We start from the raw sequence: 24,077 nt of genomic DNA, 5'->3' as shown, positions 1-24,077 counted from the left end.
AAAAAAGGAATATAACCATGACCAGTGCTTTAAATTTAGATCATGTGCGTAAGGTTTTTCCCGCACAAAATCATGCCAATAGCAAAAATTATAAACCTGAATTCGTGGCGGTTGAAGATGTCACTCTAGATATTCAGCAAGGTGAATTTGTTTCCATCGTGGGTCCTAGCGGCTGCGGTAAATCGACTTTACTTGACCTGATTGCCGGCCTGACCAAACCTTCTTCGGGGCAGATTTTACTCAGTGGCAAACAGATTACCCAACCGGGTCTGGATCGTGGCATTGTGTTTCAGCAATATGCACTGTATCCCTGGCTGACCGCTTTAGAAAATATTGAATTTGGTCTGGAAGCCAAAGGTGTAGATAAAAAAACTCGCCGTGAAAAAGCTTTGTATTACCTGCAACTGGTCGGGCTGTCCGGTTTTGAAAAACATTATCCGAATGAACTTTCAGGCGGCATGAAACAGCGTGTTGCGATTGCACGCAGCCTCGCCTATGAACCTGAAATTTTATTGATGGATGAACCCTTTGCCGCACTGGATGCACAAACCCGTGAAACCCTGCAAGAAGAACTGATTAAAATCTGGCAAAGCTCGAAAAAAACCATTGTTTTCATTACTCATAGTATTGATGAAGCGATTTTCCTGAGCCAGCGCGTGGCCATTATGACCTCTAGACCGGGACGGATTAAGGAAGTCATCGACATTCCAGCTAGCCTGAAAGCCAAAGATGAGGACATCCGTTCAACGGCTGAATACGGCAAAATTCGTCATCAAATCTGGTCGCTTTTAAGCGAAGAAGTGATTAAGGCACAAGCACTCGAAAAAGATAAACAGCTTGCTCACGCATAAATAAAATTGAGGATTATTCATCATGTCATCGACTCAACAGGCGATTCCGCATAGCGAAGCCTTTAGCCCGTCAAAACCACGTCTGGAACTAAGCTGGCTGAACACCATTTTTAAACGTAGTATTGCTATCATATTATTTTTATTGCTTTGGGAAACCTTACCTCGAACAGGTGTGGTCAGTCCGGCATTTTTACCGCCATTATCCACCGTGTTGGAAACGGCCTGGCAGCTTTATCAAAGTGGTCAATTGGGTACGCATTTCTTTGCCAGTATTCAGCGTTCAATCATTGGTTTTGCTCTGGCCTTAGCGATTGCCATTCCACTGGGTTTGGTGATCGGCTGGTACAAACTGGTTGCAGAAACCCTCAATCCATTACTGGAACTGTTTCGTAATACCACGGCGCTGGCCTTAATGCCGCTGTTCATTTTATTTTTAGGCATTGGCGAAGCCTCTAAAATCAGTTTGCTGGTCTATGCCTGCACCTGGCCAATTCTCTTAAATACCATTACCGGTGTACAAACGGTCGATCCGCTACTGATTAAATCTGCACGTACTATGGGTTTAAAACCCTATCAACTGTTCCGTAAAGTGATTTTACCCGCTTCTGTCCCGACCATATTTGTCGGTATCCGTCTGGCCGGTGCGATCTCGATCCTGGCTTTGGTGGCAGTAGAAATGTTTGGTGCCAAAGCCGGACTGGGTTATCTGATTATGTATTCACAGTTCAGTTTTGAAATTCCACAAATGTTCGTGGGAATTTTAGTGATTACCTTAGTTGGATTATCGTTTAATTATATTTTGATTGGCCTGGAAAAATACTTTACGGCCTGGAAACGTAATCCAGTCGAATAATAAGAATTAAAAATCATTAAAATAGACTTCTTTCATAATTATTCACACCCTCTTTGTATTTCTCCCATAGGGAGAAATAAAAGGAATTTATAAAAGAAGCCTAATAAAAAACCTCGATAGATAAATCGAGGTTTTTTATTATCTGGTTAAAATTTAAATAGTAAAATAAAAGCATAATAAAATAAATGAGAGGATATTTATAATAAACCATATTTAATTAACCGGGTACGAATGACATTACGGGTCACGCCTAATAATTTAGCCGTATGTACCTGGTTGTACTGGCAGTATTGATAGGCACTGCGAATAAATTTTTCTTCAATCAGCTCATTGATATTGGTCTGTTTAAACTGTTCCGAAGACTGAAAAATACGCTGAAATGTCTGTTCCAAAAGTTGTCCTGCATCCTGAAGATCCTTAATTGTTCCATTCACTGAAGTAGTTGAAGTAAAGCTAAAAGGTTCAGTTTTTTGGGCAATCGATTGAATACTGGAGAAAGTAATATCTTCCGGTTCAACCACCCCATTTTTACTGACTAAAACGGCATGATGAATGGTGTTTTCCAGCTCGCGGATATTGCCGGGCCAAGGGTGCAAAGTCAGTTTTTTGAGCGCCAGTTGACTGAGACGCAATGGGGTCGCATGCGGGTCGGTCTGGTAGACCTGAATAAAGTGTTTTGCCAGCGGAAGAATGTCATCACGACGCTCTGCAAGCTTTGGAATTCTGAGTAAAGCCACATGCAGGCGATAAAATAAATCTTCCCTGAAACGTCCGTCCTGCACGGCTTTTTCCAGATCGACATTGGTCGCAGCAATGATGCGCACATTGATTGGAATCGGCTTGAGTGAACCGACACGCACGATTTCGCGTTCCTGTAAAATTCGTAATAATTTGACCTGCATCGACAATGATAAATCGCCAATTTCATCTAAAAATAAAGTGCCATTATGGGCTGCTTCAAACCAGCCCACACGGGTATGGATTGCACCGGTAAAAGCCCCTTTTTCGTGTCCAAAAAGTTCACTTTCGACTAATGATTCGGTGAAAGCGCCACAGTTCACCGCCACAAACGGGCCTTTGGCGCGATGGCTGAGCTGATGAATCTGCCGGGCGACCAGTTCTTTACCCGTGCCGGTATCACCAATAATCAACGCATTGGCTTCACTTGGCGCAATCTGTTCAATACGGGCAAGCAGCGCCTGTGATAAAGGATCTTCAAATACCGTCGCCGTTGCACGCTTATGCTTCAGGGCAGAGGGTACATTGGGGTGGGTTAAAATAGACATGAGATTCTTATACTTGTTGAAAATGTTAATCATCATGAAATATTTAAAATGGAATGATAAATAATATATCGGTATTTGATTATCGCTTTCAGATATAAATTAAAGCTGGGATTCTTTATCTTTTTAAAAGATAAAAAAAATAGGGATAACTAAAGGATAAATCAAGATAAAGCAAATCAATAATCTGTTTTATATTAGAGATCTCTAAATAACAAAAGGCAGAATTAAAATGGCAATTACTTCAGTAAATGTACGTAACCAGTTTAAAGGCATTATTCAAGAAGTATTAGAAGGTGACGTTGTTTCAGAAATAAATGTGGAAACCAAAGCCGGTCTGTTCACTTCAATTATCAGTACCCGTTCAGTCAAAGACCTAGACCTTAAAGTCGGTTCTGAAGTTGTGGTGTTAATCAAATCGACGGAAGTGTCCCTGGCGAAGCTTTAATTCGCGAGTGCCTCAAGCTTTACAGGAGAATTGAGAGATGACACAGCAAGCAACCGGCCATGTATCTATTCAGCAACTCAGCAAAACCTATCCGACACAAAACAATGACGCTTTAACTGTGCTGGACGATATCAATTTAGACATCCAGCCAGGTGAGTTCATCAGTATTGTCGGCAGCAGTGGCTGTGGTAAATCCACACTGTTACGCTTATTGGTAGGACTGGAAAATAGCTATCAAGGCCAGATTCAGGTGGATGGCAAAAAGATTTTTGGCACCAGTTTACAGCGCGGGATCGTGTTTCAAGACCACCGTCTTTTTCCGTGGTTAAGCGTGCGTGAAAATGTGCGTATTGCACTGCATCAAAGTAAGCTGACACGGGCTGAAGAAGACAAACTGATTGATGAACATCTGCAATTGGTCAATCTGACCAGTTTTGCCAATGCCTATCCATCCCAGCTTTCAGGCGGCATGAACCAGCGTGTGGCGATTGCCCGCAGTCTGGTCAATCGTCCGGAAATTTTATTTCTGGATGAGCCTTTTGGCGCACTGGATGCCTTAACTCGCCAGAACCTGCAAGACGAATTACAGCGGATTTGGCAGGCAGAAAAAATCACCATGGTGATTGTGACCCATGATGTCGAAGAGGCGGTATTTTTAGGTGATCGCGTAGTGGTGATGCAACCCCATCCGGGCCGGATTAAACGTATTGTTGATGTCCCAGTTGCCCATCCGCGTAAACGTGAAGATGTACGTTTGCACAATATTAAAAATGACATTTTGACGGATTTTAGCGATCCGTTAAAAGACCAGTTACACCGTAATAAACTGGCAGCGAAGTTTTCAGATTATCAATTTGCCTGGTAATGCTATGTCCTGTTTTATCCAAAAGCCTGCGTAAAGTAGGTTTTTTAATGTCTGCTTAAAACAGCCAGAGATAAAAAATCCCTCACGAATGAGGGATATTCAATTGCTTTTCAATCAAGATGCTTTGACTTGCTGACCTGCCAGCACATACTGGTTTTCAGGACGTTTCAAACCTAAATTTTCACGTAAGGTTTTGCCTTCATATGCAGTACGGAACAGGCCACGGCGTTGCAGTTCCGGCACAATAAATTCAACAAAGTCATTTAAGCCAGCTGGGGTAGTCGGCGGTAAAATGTTAAAACCATCCGCCGCTTCATTTTCAAACCAGTTCTGTAGCTGATCGACCACTTGTTCTGGTGTACCCACCAGCGTCCAGTGCCCACGTGCCGAGGCAATATATTCATACAGCTGGCGAATGCTGAAATTGTGCTTACGTGCAATATCAATCATCATTTGCTGGCGGCTGGAGAAATTAATATCGGCATCTTCAAGTTTAGGGAAGGGGGCATCCAGGTCATATTTCTCCAGGTTAATTCCACCGGATAAACCTGACAGTAAACTTAAGCCAACTTTGGGATGAATCAGGCTGTTTAATAACTGGTATTTTTCTTGTGCTTCCTGTTCAGTTTTCGCAACAAAAATGGATACACCCGGCATGATTTTTAAATCATCGGCATGACGGCCATATTTCAACAGACGGCTTTTTACATCGCGGTAAAATTCCTGTGCATCGGCCAGGTTTTGTTGCGCGGTGAAAATCACTTCGGCATATTTACCTGCCAGTTCACGGCCATCTTCCGACTGACCTGCCTGTACAATCACCGGGTAACCTTGTGGTGGACGAGAGACATTTAAGGCACCCTCAACTTTAAAGTATTTTCCTTGATGTTTGGGTTCGTGGAATTTGCTGACATCAAAAAATTGGCCGCTTTCCTTATTGTAAAGGAATGCATCATCCTCCCAGGAATCCCAGAGTTTTTGTGTCACTTCAATGAATTCGTCGGCACGTTCATAGCGTGTTTTCGGATCAGGATGCTGTTCCAGTCCGAAGTTACGCGCGGTATCAGCTGAAGCTGTGGTTACGACATTCCAGGCAGCCCGACCTTTGGAAATATGATCCAGCGAGGCATATTTACGCGCTAAAATGTAGGGATCTTCATAAGTGGTCGATGCGGTGGCAATAAAACCGATATTTTGGGTCACGGCTGAAAGGGCTGCAAATAAGGTCACCGGTTCAAAACCGACCGCTTTGTCGCCTAAACCCCGTTGGCTTTCTTTCGCATTACCCCAACTGACCGATAAACCATCGGCAAGGAAATAGGCGTCAAATAAGCCCTTTTCTGCGGTTCGTGCCAGTTCAATTGCATAATCAATATTTAAATGATCTTGCGGACGCGATTCAGGATGACGCCAGCCGGCAGCATGTTGTGATGTTGTGGGAATAAAAGCACCGAGTTTAATTTGACGCTTAGACATTGTTCTATCCTATGAAGTGTATTTTTCTCAATAGTGTCTATTTCAAGATGCATGCCATTTTAAAAATATAATTAAAACAATAATATAAAATACATAATATTTTTATGTGTTTAATAATCAACAGTAAAAAAGTTGCTTTGTTGCAAATGGAACAGTAGGAAAAATGCAGTGTTTATATGAAATGCTATTTAAGACAGGAAGGATGGTTTTTCTGAGTTTATGTTATTAATAAGATCAAAAGTCCAAGAGGTTTTAATAGCACATTAAAAATGCCCCGTAGGGCATTTTTAATCGTTCCTGGATTAAGATGCCTGCGCTTGTTGTTGTGCTAGTACGTACTGGTTTTCCGGACGTTTCAGTCCCAAGTTTTCACGAAGGGTGCTGCCTTCATATTCGGTACGGAACAGGCCACGGCGCTGCAGTTCTGGCACAATCAGGTTGACAAAATCATTTAAACCGACAGGCGTGCTTGGTGGCAGAATATTAAAGCCATCTGCAGCTTCATTTTCAAACCATTCTTGTAGTTGGTTCACAATCTGCTCAGGAGTACCCACCAGCGTCCAGTGGCCACGTGCAGAGGCTACATATTCATACAGTTGTCGGATGCTAAAATGATGCTTGCGGGCAATATCAATCATCATCTGCTGGCGACTGCCAAAATTGATCAAGCTTTCATCCAGTTCAGGGAAAGGCTCATCGATGTCATATTGTTCCAGATCGATTCCGCCGGACAAACCGGAAAGCAGACCCAGACCGACTTGTGGATGAATAAGACTGTTTAACAGATCGTATTTTTCCTGTGCTTCTTCTGCCGTTTTTGCCACAAAAATCGAAACACCCGGCATGATTTTCAGGTCATCCGGATGACGGCCATATTTAGCTAAACGACCTTTCACATCACGGTAAAATTCCTGTGCATCGGCTAAATTCTGCTGTGCAGTAAAAATCACTTCGGCATATTTTCCAGCCAGCTCACGGCCATCTTCAGACTGACCTGCCTGTACAATCACCGGATAGCCCTGTGGCGGGCGCGGTACGTTTAATGCTCCTTGCACTTCAAAATATTTGCCCTTGTGCTGAGGTTCATGAAATTTTTCTGGCTGGAAAAACTGTCCAGAGGCTTTGTCATATATAAAGGCATCATCTTCCCAAGAATCCCAGAGTTTCTGTGCAACCTCAATAAATTCATGTGCACGTGCATAGCGGCTTTTGGCATCTGGATGTTCGGACAGGCCAAAATTGCGCGCGACTTGTTTAGAGGCTGTGGTGACTACATTCCATGCCGCACGTCCTTTGGAAATATGATCCAGTGAGGCGTATTTGCGTGCCAGCGTATATGGGTGCTCATAGGTGGTCGATGCAGTAGCGACAAAACCAATATTTTTCGTCACTGCAGACAGGGCAGCGAATAGGGTGACTGGTTCAAAGCCAGTATCTTTATCGCCCAGACCCCAGCCTTTGCTGGTGGCGGAACCCCAGTCGCCGCGTACAGCTAAAGTGTCCGCCAAAAAGTAGGCATCAAATAAACCACGTTCTGCCGTTTTGACCAGCTCAATGGCATAGTCAATATTTAAATGATTCTGCGGACGTGACTGCGGATGACGCCAGCCGGCAGCATGCTGAGAAGTGGTTGGAATAAAAGCACCAAGACGGATTTTACGTTCAGCCATGAGAAAAACCTTGTGTTTTTTATGTTGTCAGCTGGTTATAACAAGGAATTTTCAGGCTTAAAAATACGATAAAATTAAATCCATATAAAAAATATGGATTAAGCAGGAAATACGCCAATCACAAGTTTTTTGCTTGGATTTATTTCGCTGTTAAAAGCTGAATATTACACCAGTGCCTTAATGGTCTTTTTCTTCCACACGAATTGGTAATACATGCCTTGCATGATGCACAGGATGACAAAGGCTAGGGCATAGGCATACCAGATGCCTTGCAAGCCCCACCAGTAACTGAACAGGTAGGCACAGGGCACTTCAATCAATAAAATCGCAGCAATATTAATCAGCATCGGTAGGGTCACGGTACCGCTGGCACGCATGATGGAAGCAAAAATTGCACTGGCACCAAAAAACAGGATGGACCATAGCACAATAAATAACAGTTGCTGTCCCAGTACCACCACCGTCGGGTCGGTGATAAACAGCGTCATCAGATATTTCGAGAACAGATAGGCTAGAGCCACCAATCCACCGGTAATCACGATATTCATAGCGAGTGCAGTATGGGTCACTTTATTGAGCAGATCCGATTTTTCTGCACCAATCGCCTGTGCTGCAAAAATGGATGCGGCAATGGAAATAGACAGGGCGGGAAACTGGATGTAATTCAAAACCTGATTGACTGCCCCATAGGCTGCAGTGGCATGTGAACCATAACGGTTGACCAGGCCGACAATGACCAGTCCGGCAACAGATGTGGTGACCATTTGAACGCCGGTAGGAATACCTAAACGTAGAATAATTATACTCATTTCCGGGTGATGGCGAATATGGCTGAGCAAATGACGGTCAGGCTTCAGCGGGTGACCTTTTTTATTCAGGTAAATGTACAAAAAGATCAGGACTGCCATATAACCGACAGCGGTCGCAATTGCTGGAGCAATAATGCCCATTTTCGGAAAGCCAAAATATCCGCCAATCAGCACCGGGGTGATCAGGACCCCGATCATAATGGTCATGGCAGAGGCAATCAGTGGTGTGGTACTGTCACCGACTCCGCGCAAAATCGAGCTATAGATAATATAAACAAACAGTAGGGGACTGCCGGCCAGCATCCACTGTACATAAGGCAGCGATAGGGGCATCACCTCCGGGTTGGTACCTAGGGCCAAAAGAATATTTTCGGCAAAAAACATCCCCAGCAGGGCAATGATACTACCGCCAATGAGGGTCATGAACAGGGTAGATCCCACCACATAGCGCACTTTTTCAATATTTTTCGCTCCCCAAGCCTGTCCAACCAATACCGTTGCCCCTGTGGAAAGCCCAATCACAAAAGCCAGCAGGCAGAACAGAATTGGAAAAAATACCGCCACCGCGGCAATGGCATTCACCCCCATCATTTGCCCGACAAAAATGGTATTTATGGTTCCGGACAGGTTTTGCAGAATATTGGTCGCAATTAACGGCCACAGAAAAATCAGAAATGTTTTCCACAGTTTTTGCTGGTTGAACAAGGAGTGATGATGAGGAGGCATGGAACGTCCTGTAACGATTTTTTATCTTTTGATTCTCATTGCTAACCCTACCTGAGTTAGCTTAAACAAGCCTTAGTTATTCCGTAACCAAGGCCGGATTTGATTGCAAATGATGAGCTTAAACAGCCGATAAAATGGCAGTAGCCTGTTCTAAGGTTTCATCTTTTTTGGCAAAACAGAAGCGGATTAAACGTAAGTTTTCCGGTGCTTGCTGATAAAACACAGAGATTGGAATGGCAACAATGCCATGCTGTTCAGCCAAGAATTTACACATCTCGACATCATCCAGATCGGGACGAATAGCACTGTAATTCAGGTTTTGAAAATAGGTGCCTTGTGAAGGGGTAAAATGAAAACGCGAATTACGCAGCCCTGAATTAAACAGGTCACGCTTTTCCTGATAAAAATCTGCAAGCCCTTCAATATGTTCGGGATGCTGCTGCATAAATGTGGCCAGCGCCATTTGTATTGGTGTCACCCCGCAGAAACTGGCGAACTGATAGACCTGTCTGAATATTTTCATCAGTTCAGGTGAGGCAATACAATATCCGGTTTTCCAGCCAGTGACATGGAAAGTTTTACCAAAGGAACCGACCACGATGCTGCGGTCACGTAATTCAGGGAATGACAGCGCCGAATAGTGCTTTTGACCATCATAAATCAGGTGCTCATAAACTTCGTCGGACAGAACAATGATATTTTTATCGCGAATCAGTTCAATTAAATTTAACCAGTCCTGACCTGACCAGATGGCACCGCTCGGATTATGCGGGGTATTCACAATGATCATCCGGGTTTTGTCGTTAATGGCATTCTTAACACGATCCCAGTCTACTGAAAATTGTGGGGCGGTCAGGGGAATATGTACGGCTTTAGCTCCCACCAGTTTAACGCTGGGTCCATAACTGTCATAACAGGGGGCGAAAATAATCACTTCATCACCGGCATGAATCAGTGCTTGAATGGCAACAAAAATGGCAATCGTGGCTCCGGGGGTAATGGTGATTTCAGTCAGCGGATCAATCACCAGTTGATCGCGTTGTAAAAATTGCTGGGCTACCTGTTCCCGCAGTGAAATCAAACCATCACTGGGTGCATATTGGTTAAAACCATCTAGAGCCGCCTGGCTTAAGGCTTTGAGTAGCGCGGGTGGGGCAGCAAAGTCAGGAAAACCCTGGGAGAGATTTAGGGCATTTAGGCGATGTGCCATCGCGGTCATTACGCTGAAAATAGTGACACCCTGTGCCGGTAGTTTGGAATGAATCTCAAGCATGACCCGAACTCTTCAATATTCTTTTGCTTTTCAGTGTAACAGCAAGCGCAGCACAGCAAAATAAAAGGATAGGCTTAAGCTCTGCACATTTTTATCTAATTTCATTCATTTAACTGAATTACGCTGATGGATAAAATTAACAAAAAACCTACTGGACGAAAAAAACAACATTTCCTAGAATGCGTCTCAAATTAAAATAAAGCCATAACAACAATAAATGAACATGTTTAAAAATATCCATACTGTAATGGACAGTGTGGGCTTAAGTTTGCAAAAGCGCGCCCTGCACATCCAGTTTTCCAATGAGTTGCTGAATGCTCAGGTCTTTATTCAACGTATTGAAGGGCAGCACCGCATCAATCAGGGCCTAAAAGCTGAACTGATGTGTCTGTCGACGCATGCTTATATTCCATTAAAACAATTTATTGGCGGACAGGTAGCTGTGGATCAGGTGACCGATGCAGGTGAACTGTCCCGGATGACCGGGGTAATTACTGCTGCCAGTCAGGGGCAAAGTGATGGTGCACTGACCCTGTATAAACTGACCCTTGAAGATGCGACTGCACTTTGGCACAAGCGCCGTAATAGTCGCGTGTTTATGAACAAAAGCGTACGTGAGATTAGCGAAATCCTGTTTAGGGAATGGCAAAGCAAAAGTGGCCTGTTTGCAGCCAGTCTCAGTTTAAATATGCAAGGCCTGAGCAAAGAATATGATGTGCGTCCTTTTGTGATGCAGGCTAATGAAACCGATTATGAATTTCTCACCCGACTGTGGCGCAGCGAAGGCATTAATTGGCTGATTGATGAAGCCGAGCATGTCGTTGCCAGCTCGGCAGCAGGCATTCAAGCGCAAAAATTATGTTTGATTGATGAGAATCATCAGTTTAATGCCTTAAAAAGAAGATCGGTGCGCTTTCATCGTAGCTATGCCGCAGAAGTGTTTGACAGCATCACCAGTTTTATTGCCGAACGCGCTTTGCAATCGACTGCCGTTCAGGCTCAGCGCTGGCAACCCAGTCTGCTGTTTCAGGATCAACCCTATTCCCAGCTGAGCAAGCATCAGCATAGTGATGTACAGGACAATGCAAGCTTAAGTCTGGAACAGGCCTGGAGCATTAGCCCCGCATGGACATCTGACTTAACGGGTACGGATCAAAGTACTGTTTCAAACAACCAGCAACTGGAAAAACTGAACCGGCAACTGAGCCAGTACCAAGACTTGCAGGCCAAATATTTTACTGCCCAGAGCAGTGTACGGGATGCTCATGTGGGCTACTGGTTTGAATTGCTCGGCCATCCTGAAATTGACCAGCATTCGGGTTCAGACAAAGAATTCCTGATTTTAGGCAAGTCTTTTTATAACCAGAATAATTTGCCGAAAGACATCCATCGGCAAGTCGATAGCTTGTTGAGTTTAAGCCGTTGGCAGCAGCAGGGTGAGGAACGACAGGGGAATGAGCTGTATCTGGTCCGCCGCAATATTGCCGTAGTGCCTGAATTTCATCCCCTAAATCACCGACCTGTAGCGTATCCGCAACGTGCCAGAGTAGTCGGTCCGGAAGGGGAAAGTATTTATGTCGATCAGTGGGGGCGAATAAAAGTCCGCTTTTTGTTTACCCGTGACGAGGATCATGGACATGATGGCGGAGCCGGCAGCAATGACAATGATAGCGATTCAGCCTGGGTGGATGTCCTGACCCCGTGGGCAGGTGAAGGTTATGGTGTGCGTTTTCATCCACGGATTGGTGAAATTGTGGTAATTGACTTCTTTGAGGGGGATGTGGACCGGCCTTTTGTGGTGGGGCGGATTCATGAAGCGGAACGCCATCAGACCATGTTTGATGGCAAAGGGCAGTTACCGGAGACCAAAAAGCTCAGTGGTATCCGCTCGCAGGAAGTTGGTGGGTCGGGTTTTAACCAATTGCGTTTTGATGATACCTCTGGACAGATCAGTAGCCAGTTACAGAGTAGCCATGGCGCAAGTCAGCTGAATTTGGGACATCTTAGCCATCCCAAAGCTGCTGAGGCCAGTGAGGGTCGTGGTGAAGGTTTTGAGCTAAGAACGGATCACTGGGGTGCTGTTCGGGCGGGTGAAGGTTTGCTCATTTCCACACATAAACAAGATAGCGCGGCAGGTCATCATTTAGAGGTGAATCAGGCCAAACGTCAGCTTGAAAATAGTTTCAATCATTCAAAAGCACTCAATGACATAGCGAAAAATCAGCAAACAGATGCACTCACCATTTTAGACAATTTAAAGCATTTTCTAGAACAGATGGAACACAGGGATGAAGCCAAAGCAAATGCCTTTAAACAGGCTTTAATGATTCTTGCTGCGCCAAGCTCCATCGCCTGTGTCACCCATGAAGATTTACATTTCTCTGCTGATGGGCAGATCAGTCAAACTGCTGGAGATGCAATTAATTTCTCAACGCAAAAGTCATTCATTAGCCATGCTCAAGACAAGATCAGCCTGTTTGCAGCGCAGCAGGGCTTTAGTGCATATGCGGCGAAAGGCAAAGTCGAGCTTCAAGCACAGGATGATGCTATTGAAGCCATAGCCCGTAAGGTCATTAAGCTGATTTCGATCGAAGACCAGATTGAAATCACCAGCCCGAAAGAAATTGTACTGACAGCGGGTGGTTCACAGTTAAAGATTAATGCAGAAGGTATTTTTACGACTACGGGTGGCAAGTTTGAGAGTAAGGCTGGACAACATAGTTTTGTAGGAGGAGGGAAGGTAGTTATGCCTCAGATCAGTTTACCAATGTTTGAAACGCCTTATAGTAATCAGCTGGATTACAGCTGGAATCGTTTTTCAGAGGGTGAAAAGGAAATTTTTATTGTTGATCAATTAGATGGAAAATTAATTAAAAATATTAAAAATGAGCTGGATAGTGAAAAAAATATGAGTTCCTTCAGGTTCTATACGCCACAACAAACAGAATTTACAGCATTGGGGTTTAATTCTTTAAATACTTATTTAAGTCAGGACATATCAAACGATAATGGTGATGAGCTGATAGAAGAAACAGAAGAAGAAATTTTAGAAGATGATGAAGTTTACACAGAAGAGGATTTTGATTAATGAGTCATCTAATCACAATTTTTTCTAAATTCTATGATAAATCAGGTCAACGAATTATTAATCTAAATGTAAAGTCCCGTTATCAAGGCTCAAGCAGAGAAAACCAGCAAAAAACAGATGAAAAGGGTTTTTTCATCTTTCAGGCTTCTTCTAACAGAACAATCGAAATTTTAGCTAAACCACCGAATGCTAAAGAATATACAGTTCTTAAAATGATGAATTCATCCGTAAGCTCATCTGCCAGTTATCCGGTAAAAGTTTATTTACCCAAAACAATTGAAGAATATCGACAAGAAAACATAAAAATTCTTCAGAGTAAAACTGTAAAAAATCTTTTTAAGGTGGTTGATCGTCATGGAAAAGTGATGAGCAACTTTCCTATACAATCGCGTCCCAAAGGGAAAAATTCTTTTGAGCGTTGTACCAATCAAGAAGGACTGGCAGAAATAGAATCTTCTCCAAATCGGGACATCGAAATTTTAGTGCTGACATCGGGTGATACATTTGTTTTAAAAAAATCTGTAAATTCTGGCAGTGGTTCTGAACAGCCAATCCTTATTCAATTAGATGAATCTTGCGATAACTTTAAAAGTTTATCGACGATTACGCTGCTGGATAGAAATGATAATAAATATAATGTAGCAAAAACCAATGTTGAAATATTGGCTCTAGAGAGCAAAGAAAAAAATCTAATTTCTGTTTCAAATGGAAAGCTTGCAGTTCGAGGTTATATTGGAAAATGGTTAAAAATAACAGTATATAAACCTGATGGTACGCCACTCAAATCGGTAAATTATTTACCAAAAAGAATAAAGGAAAGTTCAGTTAAGTTGCATTTAGATGTGGATGTAACAATCGGTAGCACAGCGAAAAATGAACCGAATATTAATAAACCTATTACAGAAAGTATTACATGTATGACTTGTGGGAAGTCTTTAAAACTTGACATAGATTTTATAAAGAATATCGCTCCGAAAGCTAAAGCTGAATTTCAAGCAGCATTATTAAAGTTACCTAACTTTATGAAAAAATATGGAGTAAACTCTTGTAGAGACTTAGTTAATATTTTAGCTCAGGGAAAAATAGAAACTGAGAATTTTACAAAACTAAGAGAGAGTTTGAATTATACTAAGAAAACTTTTAAGAAACCTGAAAATATTTATAGAATATCTCCAACGGCAATAAATTTAGGTTTTGAGAGACGTGGCATGGGAGGATATACTAGACAGCAGAAACTTAATTATATTTGGAATCATCTAGCCGATAATGATGCTGCATATGGTTTTCATTTATATGGAAATGATAAATATCCCAATAGAGATTATAGAGGAAGGGGGTTATTACACTTAACCCATTTTATAGGCTATGAAGATTGTGCTAAAGGAACAGGTTTAGATATTGTTAATAATCCTAATCTTTTAGAAAATAATTATGGTGTAGCCATAGAGACAGGGATTTGGTTTTGGAAAAACAAAAAAAATGGAAAAATAGTCAGTCTTACAGCAGGTGAAAGCATAAAAATTGATTCGGATAGTATAACAACTTCTATAACGCACTTAGTAAATGGTGGAGAAATGAAATTGAATGAAAGAAAAATAGCTAAAAAAGAGATAGCTAGAAAATTTATTTTTAAATATGGTACATGTAAATGAATTATTTTTTAAAAAAATTAATATTTATTTTTCTGTCTATAATATTAAATTCTTCTATTTATGCAAAAAATATATTTAAATTAAATGATTATCAGTGTGTGGAGTCCAGAGAGAGTGTTAATATACTGGATGTATATATAAGTGATTGTGGAAAAAAATAAATAAAATGGATTCTTATGAGGTTCCTGCTAATGATCTGAAAATTGATTATATATTTTCTAACAATTTCAAAGATAAATATAATATTTTTCTTGGGATTTCATATAGTGAAGATTATAGAGACCCACTAAATAGATTTAATTATTTAAATAAATATTATATGATACGTGCCTATGAGTGTAATAAAAATAATTTTTGTAAGGAAAATGAAAAGTTATCTAATTTTTTTGGTAGTGGTGGTGATATAATAGATTATAAACACAAAAAAATAATATATAAATTTCCTTATTCTACTCAGAGTGACTTAAAAAATGAATTAAATTCAAAGTTATTTAAAGATTGGATGAATGGAAATCTTGATAGTGGAATAGTACTTCGTAAAACATTTATTAATGATGTTAATAATTTTACCCCAGAACATATCGGATATTTGATTAAAGGCGATAAATTTAAAATAAAAGAAGTGAGTTCTAGATGGTTAAATATTGTATATACAAATAAAAATGGTCGAACGACTTCAGGATGGATAGCATGTCAAGATACAACAGTATGTAATTAATTCTTTTGCCTCCTTATGGAACTATGGTGTGCTTTGAGGGGTTTAAGAAAATTCTGACTATTTGATTTTTTCTTATATAAAAAAGTAGCTACAAAGGTAGCTACTTTGAACTTTTACCCTTCCAAAACTTCTTCCAGTAATTCTTCACTCGGTGCAAAGTAATAAGCCCCGTCCATTGGCGTCACAAAGTGAAGCAAACGGTCATGAATACCGTCACTAGCTGTACCAAACATATGTTCTAGCATATGATCGATAATGTTTAAGTTTTTGATATAAGCAATAAAGAATAAACCTTGGTCACCTCGACCTTCGCCATAAGGAAGGGAATGGCGTAAAATTTCCATTTCTTCACCTTTCTCATCCTCAATCACCACACGGGCAATGTGGGCATCTTTAGGCTTCACCTCATCATCCAGTTCAATCGACTCTAACTTGGTTCGACCTATCACATTTTCTTGTGCATCGACTTTTAACTTTTTCCATTTTTCCAGGTTATGTGCATATCGCTGCGCAAAGACAAAAGAGCCATCAGCAAAAATTCCGGCATCTTCATCGAGTAAAGCGACTTCGGCACGATCATCGGGGAATTGCGGATTTTCAGTGCCATCTATGAAACCAGTCATGTCACGTCCATCGAAATAGCGGAAACATACCCGTTCATCCAGTACTTCAACTTTGTCTTGAATACCTTCAAAGAAAGACTGGCTTAAGGCAAAGCAGATGTCGGCGCGAGCACTGGCAATATGAATGAGCAGATCAGCAGGGACAACAGGCATCTGGAATGAACCTTGAATCGGTTGTAATTGCTTAAAGCCGGCAGGAGTTTGATGATAAAGTTTTGCCCAAAGCTCCGGACCAAAAGCGACGCCTGTTTTAATTTGTGCATTCGGATGCTGGGTGATTAAACGGTCACGGGTGCTAAATAAATCCGCAAGTTTTTCTTTTAACTCTTCAATCGTTAAGTCTTTTAAACGTAAAACAATAAACCGGGCATGATCTGAAGGTAACGGTAAAATTACAGATTGGGCAGTCATACAGGGCTCCTAACAATTTTTATAAAATACGTATCTGGCTTTATTGTGCCTCATCACTGCTTGAGTGAATAGCCCAAGGCTTGAGTTTGCACTTCGATTTTTAAGCCCTTTAAAAGATGAAAAGTCATATAATAGTTTCACTTTTTTATCTCCTTATATTTTATGTCTTACCAAGTTTGGCTTGCCTATATGCTGGCATGCTGGGTCATCAGTATTTCTCCTGGAGCAGGTGCAATTGCTTCGATGTCGAGCGGTTTAAATTATGGTTTTCGACGTGGATACTGGAATGCTTTAGGTTTACAGCTGGCACTTTTAGTGCAAATCGGGATTGTGGCAGCTGGGGTCGGGGTGCTATTTGCCACGACACCTTGGGCTTTTTGGGTGGTGAAATGGTTTGGCGTAGCGTATCTCTTGTATTTGGCATACCTGCAATGGACAGCACCCGCACAGGCCATTGAGATTCAACATCAACAACCGACTAAATCGATTCCTAAATTGGTCTTATATGGCTTCTTGGTCAATATGAGCAACCCGAAAGCGATTGTATTTTTACTTGCCGTGTTGCCACAGTTTCTGGATTTGTCTAAACCACAATGGATTCAGTATCTGATTATGGCAGTCACCATGGTGACGATTGATCTGATCGTGATGGCGGGTTATACAGGATTGGCCGCCAAAGTGCTGAGACTTTTAAAATCGCCGGAACAGCAGAAATATATGAACCGGACCTTTGCGGTATTGTTTGCCTGTGCAGCAACGTTATTAAGTTTGGTACATCAATAAAATGAGAATGGATTAAGTCACAGCCTGTTGTTCTTCCATCAGCATAAATAACATATCCAGTTCCGGTGATGCATAATCCAAAGCCGTCATTGCAGCCGTGATTTGTCCGCGATGATGGGTAGCATGATTGAACACATGCATTAGTGTTGCTGCATAAGGTAGGCTCAAGTCTTGGCCCCGTGTATTCCGGTAATGTAGCACGCCATCTAAAGCTTCCTGGTTTAGCTCTTGTATCAAGCTCTGCCACAGCCCAGCACTTTGAAGCAGCCGTTCTAATAATCGATGACGGTCAGTCTCAATCACACTGTTTAAGGCGATAGCGGGTGATTCCCCTTTAGAAAAACGAGAAAACCAAAGTTCATGTTCAGCAACAAGCAAGTGGTTCAGTGTACCCAAAATACTTTTGAAGAACAGACCACAATCTTTCGCAAAATCTTCATCAGAAACAGTGTGTAGAGATATGCTTAAGCGATGGGTGGCCCAAAGATGATAACGCGCCCATAGTTCGAAGGTGTGAATATTCATTGGAAAACTTATTTTGTTTTTTATTTGAACAGTATATATAAAAGCCGTTTGAAGCTTTGGCTAGAATAAAACTATTGTCTGGATAAAGTTGAAATGTATCAGCGTTCAGTGAGTTTTAAAGCCTGAAGGAATTCATGTTCAGTTAATACCACAATACCCTGTTTCCTAAACAGCGCGGCGGTTACGCCTTCACCCTGAATTTTATCTCCTGTAAATGTTCCATCATAAATCAAGTCACTGCCACAGGATGGACTATTTGCTTTTAGGATGGCATGAGTAACCTGATGTTCTTGCGCCAAGGCTAAGGCTGCATAAGCCCCTTGAATAAAGGCATCAGAAACATTCATGCCTTCTCGATCTATTACAGTCGCATGATTGTTCAGAACATCTCTACCTGATGCATTCTGAATTTCAGCAGGCGGGCGAGGGGTAGGCAGTCCGCCACTGATCTCAGGACATAAACTCACATATTGATCAGGTATTAAATATGAAACTAATTCCCTGACTAAACAATCTTGTCCATCGTAACGAACTTTTTGTCCAAGCAGACAAGCACTAATAAAGTATCGCTTGCCGGTCATCACCTTAGCTCAGCTTCTTGAACTTTTGTACGGTAAAAATCACCGCAAATAAAATTGCCATAGTCAGGACAATGGTCAGGCCGGTAGAGGTATCGAGTCCTGCGCTGGACCATAGCCCGACACTAATCCCGATTTGTGCAATCACAAAAGCCCAAACCACCATCTGTTTCGGCGAGTTTGCCAGCAAACGTGCTGTTAATGCCGGAATCACCAGTAAAGCGCCCATCAACAATGAACCGACCGCACGCAAAGCCAATACGGTAAACAGGGCCAGCAGTAGCATAAACACCAGACGTTGCCATTTGGCATTCACGCCTTCACTCACTGCCATATCGGGATCAATCGCAATCTGAATCTGTGCTTGCCAGTTTTTATACAACACAGCTAAAGCCGCAATAATGACTAGGGCAAACATCGGCAAGTCTGACCAGGAAATTTGCAACAGATCGCCAAACAAATAGCTGAGCAGTTCAGGTCTTAAACTTGGAATATGCTGAATAAACAGTAAGCCCGAGCAGAGCAGGGTGGCTGAACAAAGTGCCAGTAAGGCATCATTGGGTAGGCGAGGATCATGTAGTACCCATAAAATAGCCACCAATAAAAAGGCCAGAAAGCTCACGCCCAACCATAAAGGCAGGCTCAAAGCACCTGCAATCGCCACGCCCAATAAAGTGCCATGTGCCATGGTGTCGGCAAAAAAAGACATCCGTCGCCATAACATCAGACAGCCCAGCGGAGCCGTCAGAAACACCAACAAGGTTCCCATGGTCCATGCAGGTAACAAGAGTTGTAACCATTCCATCATGGCTTAAGCTTCCGGTTCAGGGTGAATATGTGGACGAGGATCATGCTGACACGGAGTCGCACTGTCACCATGCGCACAGTGGTCATGATGATGTTGATAGAACACCCGATTGGTGCCAAAAATAGCCTGATATTCCGGATGCTGCTGCACATTTTCCGGCAAGCCGCTACAGCAGATGTGCTTGTTTAAACAGACGACGCGATGTGTACCCTGCATGACCCATTGCAGGTCGTGTGAGACCATCAACACGGCACAGCCATATTTGATCGGCAGGCTTCTGACATATTCATACAATTCAGCTTCAGACTGAATGTCCAGACCCTGCATCGGTTCATCCAGGACCAGAACATCGGGTTGACGCAGTAAAGCCCGTGCCAATAGCACTCGTTGCCGTTCACCACCTGAAAGTTGCTGAACTTTACAATCCTGTAATTTGGTAATGCCGGTATCACGAATAATTTCTGCTTTAATATCTGCATCACAGTGTTCTAAAGCCAATAAATCCTGCACCCGCAAAGGCAGGCTATGCGATGGACTAAACTTTTGCGGCACATAGGAAAACTTGAGTTTTTTATGGCTATGAATTTTTCCTGAATTGGCTTTTACAATGCCTAAAAGCACTTTAATCAGGGTAGATTTTCCCGCACCATTTGGACCGATCAGGGTGACAATTTCTCGCTCGTGTAAAGCGAAATCCACATTTTTTAAAATGTCACGGTCATCAATCCGCACACTGATTTTATCCAGGGCAATTAGGGGATTGACTGTTACTGTTTGTTGCGACACTGCTGACATATCCCGGAAATTTCAATAATACTGTGATGCGCAGTAAATTGATCAGATGCTGAAAGTTCATCTAATTGTTTTAATAGCCCCTGAGCAGAGGCTTCTTTAACATTTTTGCATTCGGTACAAATTAAAAATGCTGCCTGATGTCCTTCGCGCGGATGACAACATGGAATATAGGCATTAATCGAAGTTAAACGATGGATTAAACCTTTTTCCAGTAAAAAGTCCAAAGTGCGATATACCGTTGGTGGTGCAGCAGGACGGTCAGATTCACTCTTGATTTTAGCCAGCAAGTCATAGGCACCCATAGGACCGCTGGCATTTAAAATCAGTTCCAGCACTTCTTTACGTAATGGGGTTAAGCGTGCGCCAGTCGTTGCACAGAGACTTTCTGCTTCAGCAAGACGTGTTGCTATATTATGATGGTCATGTACGCCATGTAATGCATTGTGATGTTCGTGCGAACATAAGCTCATAGCAAAACCTCAAGTGCGAAATTTATAAAAATCAAAGGACATTAAATCTTAACATGAAGCGATACCCGTTTCGATAAACATAGGCATTTTTGTCGATTTGTTATATTATAACACTTATTGAGTATTTGGTGATTTTCTTCATGTCCCGTTTCTTTGCATTTTGTGTTCTGGCTTTATTTAGTAGCGCTGGCTGGACACAGAGTCTGGTGGTTTCTACGCATCCCATTTATCTTATTGCTCAGGAAGTGACTCAGGGCGTGGAGAAGCCTGTGCTCTTACTAGGGGATCAGTCTGGACATGACATTACCCTGACGCCAGCGCATCGCAAAGCCATTCTGGATGCCTCACTGGTGATCTGGCTGGGTAAGGCACATGAAGCTCCATTGAATAAGCTGTTGTCTGATAATCCCAAAGCGATTTCGATTTTAGATTCCGGTATTGTGCAAACCCTGCCGCAGCGTACTACTCGTGGTGTGGCGTTGAACAATACGGTCGATACACATGTGTGGCTAGATCCCAACAATGCTGTACGAATCGGCTTTTTTATTGCAGCCCTGCGTTCACAGCAATTACCCGAACATAAAGAAGCCTACTGGGCCAATGCCAAACGCTTTGCTCAAGAGATGCTGCTGAGTGCACAACAATACAATAACAATGCAACAGTAAAGCCTTATTGGGCATATCATGATGCCTATCAGTATCTGGAACGTGCTTTAAACCTGAAATTTTCCGGTGCATTGACCGATGATCCACATGTTGCACCGACCATTGCCCAAATCAAGTATTTAAATGATAGCCGTCCAGCTCGTAATATGTGCCTCCTGGCAGAAGGGCATGCCAGCAAGAACCAGTACCAGAAGTTGAATCCGGTGACCTTCCAGGCGGTCGATGAAAGTATGGGCAGGGAAGGGGACTTTGTGCTGGCATGGAAAAAACTTGCCGAACAAACCCATAAGTGTGTACAAAATGCACGAAAATAATGCAAAAATTAAACAGTAATGGATGAGTTCAAAAGCGATTTATGTAATTAAAAAATCCGACTTAGGTCGGGAAAAGATTGCATGTTCAGGGGTGTAACTCTATAATGCCTGCGATTAAAAACGATCATCAGCTAAACTTGTCAAGCATGATTGCTGTGAGTGAATAAATAATGAGCCGAACTAGTCGCATGATTGACCGACGATTAGCGAAAGCTTTAGTCATTTTACAAGCATGCATGATCCCTGTTTCAGCCTTGATAGCGTGGGTCCTGAAAGACTCAACTGCAGCTTACAGCGCCGCACTTGGTGCGTTGGTGTGTTGGCTTGCAAGTTGTTATTTTTCTTGGCAATCGTTTCGAGCAGCAGGTGCGCGAGCTTCAAAACAGGTTCTTTCGAACATGTATAGAGGCTTGATGGGCAAGTTTGCAATTGTGATTGTTGGTTTCATTTTAATTTTAAGCAACGTCAAACCGTTGTCAGCGGTGGCGCTGTTTTGTGGATTTATACTTGTTCAGACGATGACGTGGGTCGCACCTTTTTGGGCGTCACGACTCCGGAAATAAGTTTAAACACAACAAAAAATTGAAAAGTTTTTTAGGAGAAGAACGAGATATCAGGCAGCACGCGATGTTCGTTCTCTCTATTTAGTATTTGACATTGACCAGGTGTGATTTATGGCTGCTGAAGAACATGCCCTTACTTCGACCGAGTACATCAAGCATCACTTGACCAATTTAACCTATGGCAAAATGCCTGATGGTTCTTGGAAATTGGCTGAGACTGCTGATGAAGCTCAACAGATGGGGTTCACTGCTATTCACTTGGATTCAATGGGTTGGTCTATCACTCTCGGTGTGGTTTTCTGTTTGTTGTTCTGGTTAGTAGCGAAAGCTGCAAACGCTGGTGTTCCTACCAAGTTCCAGTCTGCAATTGAAATGATCATCGAGTTTGTTGACTCAAGTGTCCGCGACACTTTCCATGGCAAATCACGCTTAATTGCGCCTTTAGCCCTCACAATTTTTGTGTGGATTTTCCTGATGAATGCGATGGATTTACTTCCAGTGGATTTCATCCCGCATCTTGCAGGAATTATTGGTTCAAACGTATTTGGTATGGACCCGCATCACGTTTACTTCAAGATTGTTCCATCTACTGACCCTAACGTTACCCTTGGTATGTCATTGTCGGTATTTGTACTTATCTTGTTCTATAGCATTCGTGAAAAGGGCATCGGCGGTTTCGTCGGCGAGTTAGCACTCAACCCATTTAACCCAAGTAACCCAGTTGCAAAAGCGTTGCTCATTCCAGTGAACTTGATTCTGGAACTCGTAACATTCCTTGCACGTCCAGTTTCATTGGCTCTACGACTTTTCGGTAACATGTATGCAGGTGAGTTAATCTTCATCCTCATCGCATTATTACCGTTCTGGATCCAGTGGGCGTTGTCTGTGCCTTGGGCGATCTTCCACATTCTTGTTATTACGTTACAAGCATTCATTTTCATGATGCTGACTATCGTATACTTGAGTATGGCTAGCGAAAAACATTAATGGTATTGCCTGACTGTCAAAGGATGGTTGGGCTTAATTTTTTACTTTAATTTGGTATATACCTAACCTCTGAGGAATTATCATGGAACTCACTTTAGGTCTAGTTGCAATTGCATCTGCTATCTTGATCGCTTTTGGTGCTTTAGGTACTGCGATTGGTTTTGGTCTTTTAGGCGGCCGTTTCCTTGAAGCTGTAGCTCGTCAACCAGAATTGGCTCCACAACTTCAAACTCGTATGTTCTTAATCGCGGGTCTTCTTGATGCTGTGCCTATGATCGGTGTTGGTATTGGCTTGTTCTTCATCTTCGCTAATCCATTTGTAGGTTAATCAGCTTAATTCCTAAATTAAACCATTGAGGAATAGCAATGAATATCAACCTCACATTGATTGGCCAAGCGATTGCATTTGCGATTTTCGTCGCATTCTGCATGAAGTTTGTATGGCCACCACTAATCAATGCGATTAGTGAGCGTCAGCGTAAAATCGCTGATGGCTTAAACGCTGCTGAAAAAGCGAAAGCTGACCTTGCCGATGCGCAAGCTCAAGTGAAAGCTGAATTAGACGCAGCTAAAGCACAAGCGGCTCAATTGATCGAACAAGCGAACCGTCGCGGTGCGCAATTGGTAGAAGAAGCGCGTACTCAAGCAGCTGCTGAAGGTGAGCGTATTCGTCAACAAGCGAAAGAAGCTGTTGATACTGAAATCAATGCTGCTCGCGAAGAATTACGTCAACAAGTTGCTGCTCTTGCAGTGATTGGTGCAGAAAAAATTCTGACCCAGCAAGTTGACGCAGAAGCTCACAATGCCATGCTGACTCAGCTGGCTGCTAAACTTTAAGAGAG

General features: G+C 42.5%; 24 protein-coding genes. 13 read left to right on the top strand and 11 right to left on the bottom strand.

The genetic code is table 11. From position 1 onward, the window contains the following. Positions 1–17 precede the first annotated feature (17 nt). Positions 18–851, top strand: a complete 834-nt coding sequence (locus tag B9T38_RS09975; protein WP_086196660.1) for an ABC transporter ATP-binding protein — start codon at positions 18–20, stop codon at positions 849–851. Positions 852–873: 22 nt separating this feature from the next. Beyond that, positions 874–1,704, top strand: a complete 831-nt coding sequence (locus B9T38_RS09970) for an ABC transporter permease (RefSeq protein WP_086196659.1) — start codon at positions 874–876, stop codon at positions 1,702–1,704. A gap of 197 nt (positions 1,705–1,901) precedes the next feature. Here the strand turns inward: B9T38_RS09970 and B9T38_RS09965 are convergent, their stop codons facing one another. Then, on the bottom strand, positions 1,902–2,990 hold the full coding sequence (locus tag B9T38_RS09965) for a sigma-54 interaction domain-containing protein (protein WP_086196658.1): 1,089 nt from the start codon (positions 2,988–2,990) through the stop codon (positions 1,902–1,904). Between the two features lie 229 nt (positions 2,991–3,219). Between B9T38_RS09965 and B9T38_RS09960 the strand changes: the two genes are divergently transcribed. Together B9T38_RS09960 and B9T38_RS09955 are read left to right on the top strand one after the other, a co-directional pair. Then, positions 3,220–3,435, top strand: coding sequence for a TOBE domain-containing protein (locus B9T38_RS09960; protein ID WP_086176493.1), 216 nt, complete (start codon positions 3,220–3,222; stop codon positions 3,433–3,435). Positions 3,436–3,472: 37 nt separating this feature from the next. Next, positions 3,473–4,300 (top strand): ABC transporter ATP-binding protein, encoded by an 828-nt coding sequence (locus tag B9T38_RS09955; protein ID WP_086196657.1) that lies wholly within the window; start codon positions 3,473–3,475, stop codon positions 4,298–4,300. A 114-nt stretch (positions 4,301–4,414) separates the two neighbouring features. On the opposite strand, the gene B9T38_RS09950 is transcribed toward B9T38_RS09955, so the two are convergent. From B9T38_RS09950 to B9T38_RS09935, 4 genes are all read right to left on the bottom strand, one after another. Next, positions 4,415–5,776 carry an LLM class flavin-dependent oxidoreductase gene (locus B9T38_RS09950; RefSeq protein ID WP_086196656.1) on the bottom strand — a complete coding sequence of 454 codons (1,362 nt, stop codon included), beginning with the start codon at positions 5,774–5,776 and terminating at the stop codon, positions 4,415–4,417. Positions 5,777–6,078: 302 nt separating this feature from the next. Then, a complete protein-coding gene (locus B9T38_RS09945; RefSeq protein ID WP_086196655.1) occupies positions 6,079–7,446 on the bottom strand; it encodes an LLM class flavin-dependent oxidoreductase in 1,368 nt (455 codons plus the stop codon). A 164-nt stretch (positions 7,447–7,610) separates the two neighbouring features. Then, positions 7,611–8,981 (bottom strand): MATE family efflux transporter, encoded by a 1,371-nt coding sequence (locus B9T38_RS09940; protein WP_086196654.1) that lies wholly within the window; start codon positions 8,979–8,981, stop codon positions 7,611–7,613. Between the two features lie 118 nt (positions 8,982–9,099). Further along, entirely contained in the window at positions 9,100–10,254 is a 1,155-nt protein-coding gene (locus B9T38_RS09935) for a methionine aminotransferase (protein WP_086196653.1), read from the bottom strand. A 223-nt stretch (positions 10,255–10,477) separates the two neighbouring features. Here B9T38_RS09935 and B9T38_RS09930 point away from each other — a divergent pair, with 223 nt between their 5' ends. The 3 genes from B9T38_RS09930 (at position 10,478) to B9T38_RS09920 (ending at position 15,712) form a co-directional block, all read left to right on the top strand. Further along, positions 10,478–13,342, top strand: coding sequence for a type VI secretion system Vgr family protein (locus B9T38_RS09930; RefSeq protein WP_086196652.1), 2,865 nt, complete (start codon positions 10,478–10,480; stop codon positions 13,340–13,342). Further along, positions 13,342–14,994 (top strand): glycoside hydrolase family 19 protein, encoded by a 1,653-nt coding sequence (locus tag B9T38_RS09925; RefSeq protein WP_086196651.1) that lies wholly within the window; start codon positions 13,342–13,344, stop codon positions 14,992–14,994. The genes B9T38_RS09930 and B9T38_RS09925 overlap by 1 nt, the downstream gene beginning before the upstream one ends. 166 nt (positions 14,995–15,160) lie before the next feature. Continuing rightward, positions 15,161–15,712: a hypothetical protein gene (locus B9T38_RS09920; protein ID WP_086196650.1), complete on the top strand. Its 552-nt coding sequence runs from the start codon at positions 15,161–15,163 to the stop codon at positions 15,710–15,712. A 113-nt stretch (positions 15,713–15,825) separates the two neighbouring features. Here B9T38_RS09920 and B9T38_RS09915 read toward each other — a convergent pair whose 3' ends face one another. After that, a complete protein-coding gene (locus B9T38_RS09915) occupies positions 15,826–16,746 on the bottom strand; it encodes a Dyp-type peroxidase (RefSeq protein WP_086196649.1) in 921 nt (306 codons plus the stop codon). 162 nt (positions 16,747–16,908) lie between these two features. Here B9T38_RS09915 and B9T38_RS09910 point away from each other — a divergent pair, with 162 nt between their 5' ends. After that, a complete protein-coding gene (locus tag B9T38_RS09910; RefSeq protein WP_086196648.1) occupies positions 16,909–17,529 on the top strand; it encodes a LysE family transporter in 621 nt (206 codons plus the stop codon). Positions 17,530–17,541: 12 nt separating this feature from the next. On the opposite strand, the gene B9T38_RS09905 is transcribed toward B9T38_RS09910, so the two are convergent. The 5 genes from B9T38_RS09905 to B9T38_RS09885 form a co-directional block, all read right to left on the bottom strand. Next, entirely contained in the window at positions 17,542–18,054 is a 513-nt protein-coding gene (locus B9T38_RS09905) for a DinB family protein (protein ID WP_086196647.1), read from the bottom strand. 98 nt (positions 18,055–18,152) lie between these two features. Further along, positions 18,153–18,635: a 2-thiouracil desulfurase family protein gene (locus B9T38_RS09900; protein WP_086196775.1), complete on the bottom strand. Its 483-nt coding sequence runs from the start codon at positions 18,633–18,635 to the stop codon at positions 18,153–18,155. Between the two features lie 4 nt (positions 18,636–18,639). Then, entirely contained in the window at positions 18,640–19,440 is an 801-nt protein-coding gene (gene znuB, locus B9T38_RS09895) for a zinc ABC transporter permease subunit ZnuB (protein ID WP_086196646.1), read from the bottom strand. A gap of 3 nt (positions 19,441–19,443) precedes the next feature. Further along, a complete protein-coding gene (gene znuC, locus B9T38_RS09890; RefSeq protein WP_086196645.1) occupies positions 19,444–20,235 on the bottom strand; it encodes a zinc ABC transporter ATP-binding protein ZnuC in 792 nt (263 codons plus the stop codon). After that, positions 20,208–20,705, bottom strand: a complete 498-nt coding sequence (locus B9T38_RS09885) for a transcriptional repressor (protein ID WP_086196644.1) — start codon at positions 20,703–20,705, stop codon at positions 20,208–20,210. Before B9T38_RS09885 ends, znuC begins: the two co-directional genes overlap by 28 nt. A gap of 140 nt (positions 20,706–20,845) precedes the next feature. Between B9T38_RS09885 and B9T38_RS09880 the strand changes: the two genes are divergently transcribed. The 5 genes from B9T38_RS09880 (at position 20,846) to B9T38_RS09860 (ending at position 24,072) form a co-directional block, all read left to right on the top strand. Continuing rightward, positions 20,846–21,685, top strand: coding sequence for a metal ABC transporter solute-binding protein, Zn/Mn family (locus B9T38_RS09880; protein ID WP_086196643.1), 840 nt, complete (start codon positions 20,846–20,848; stop codon positions 21,683–21,685). A gap of 170 nt (positions 21,686–21,855) precedes the next feature. Continuing rightward, complete coding sequence (locus B9T38_RS09875; RefSeq protein ID WP_086196642.1) at positions 21,856–22,248, top strand: ATP synthase subunit I; 393 nt, start codon at positions 21,856–21,858, stop codon at positions 22,246–22,248. A 111-nt stretch (positions 22,249–22,359) separates the two neighbouring features. Further along, entirely contained in the window at positions 22,360–23,235 is an 876-nt protein-coding gene (atpB, locus tag B9T38_RS09870; protein ID WP_086176476.1) for a F0F1 ATP synthase subunit A, read from the top strand. A gap of 82 nt (positions 23,236–23,317) precedes the next feature. Beyond that, positions 23,318–23,563: a F0F1 ATP synthase subunit C gene (gene atpE, locus B9T38_RS09865; RefSeq protein WP_000424060.1), complete on the top strand. Its 246-nt coding sequence runs from the start codon at positions 23,318–23,320 to the stop codon at positions 23,561–23,563. Between the two features lie 38 nt (positions 23,564–23,601). After that, positions 23,602–24,072 (top strand): F0F1 ATP synthase subunit B, encoded by a 471-nt coding sequence (locus B9T38_RS09860; RefSeq protein ID WP_086196641.1) that lies wholly within the window; start codon positions 23,602–23,604, stop codon positions 24,070–24,072. The last annotated feature ends 5 nt before the right edge of the window (positions 24,073–24,077 follow it).

It is taken from the genome of Acinetobacter sp. ANC 4218, assembly GCF_002135245.1.
In the GTDB taxonomy this organism is placed as follows: domain Bacteria; phylum Pseudomonadota; class Gammaproteobacteria; order Pseudomonadales; family Moraxellaceae; genus Acinetobacter.
This window is presented reverse-complemented; position numbering and strand designations above follow the sequence as displayed.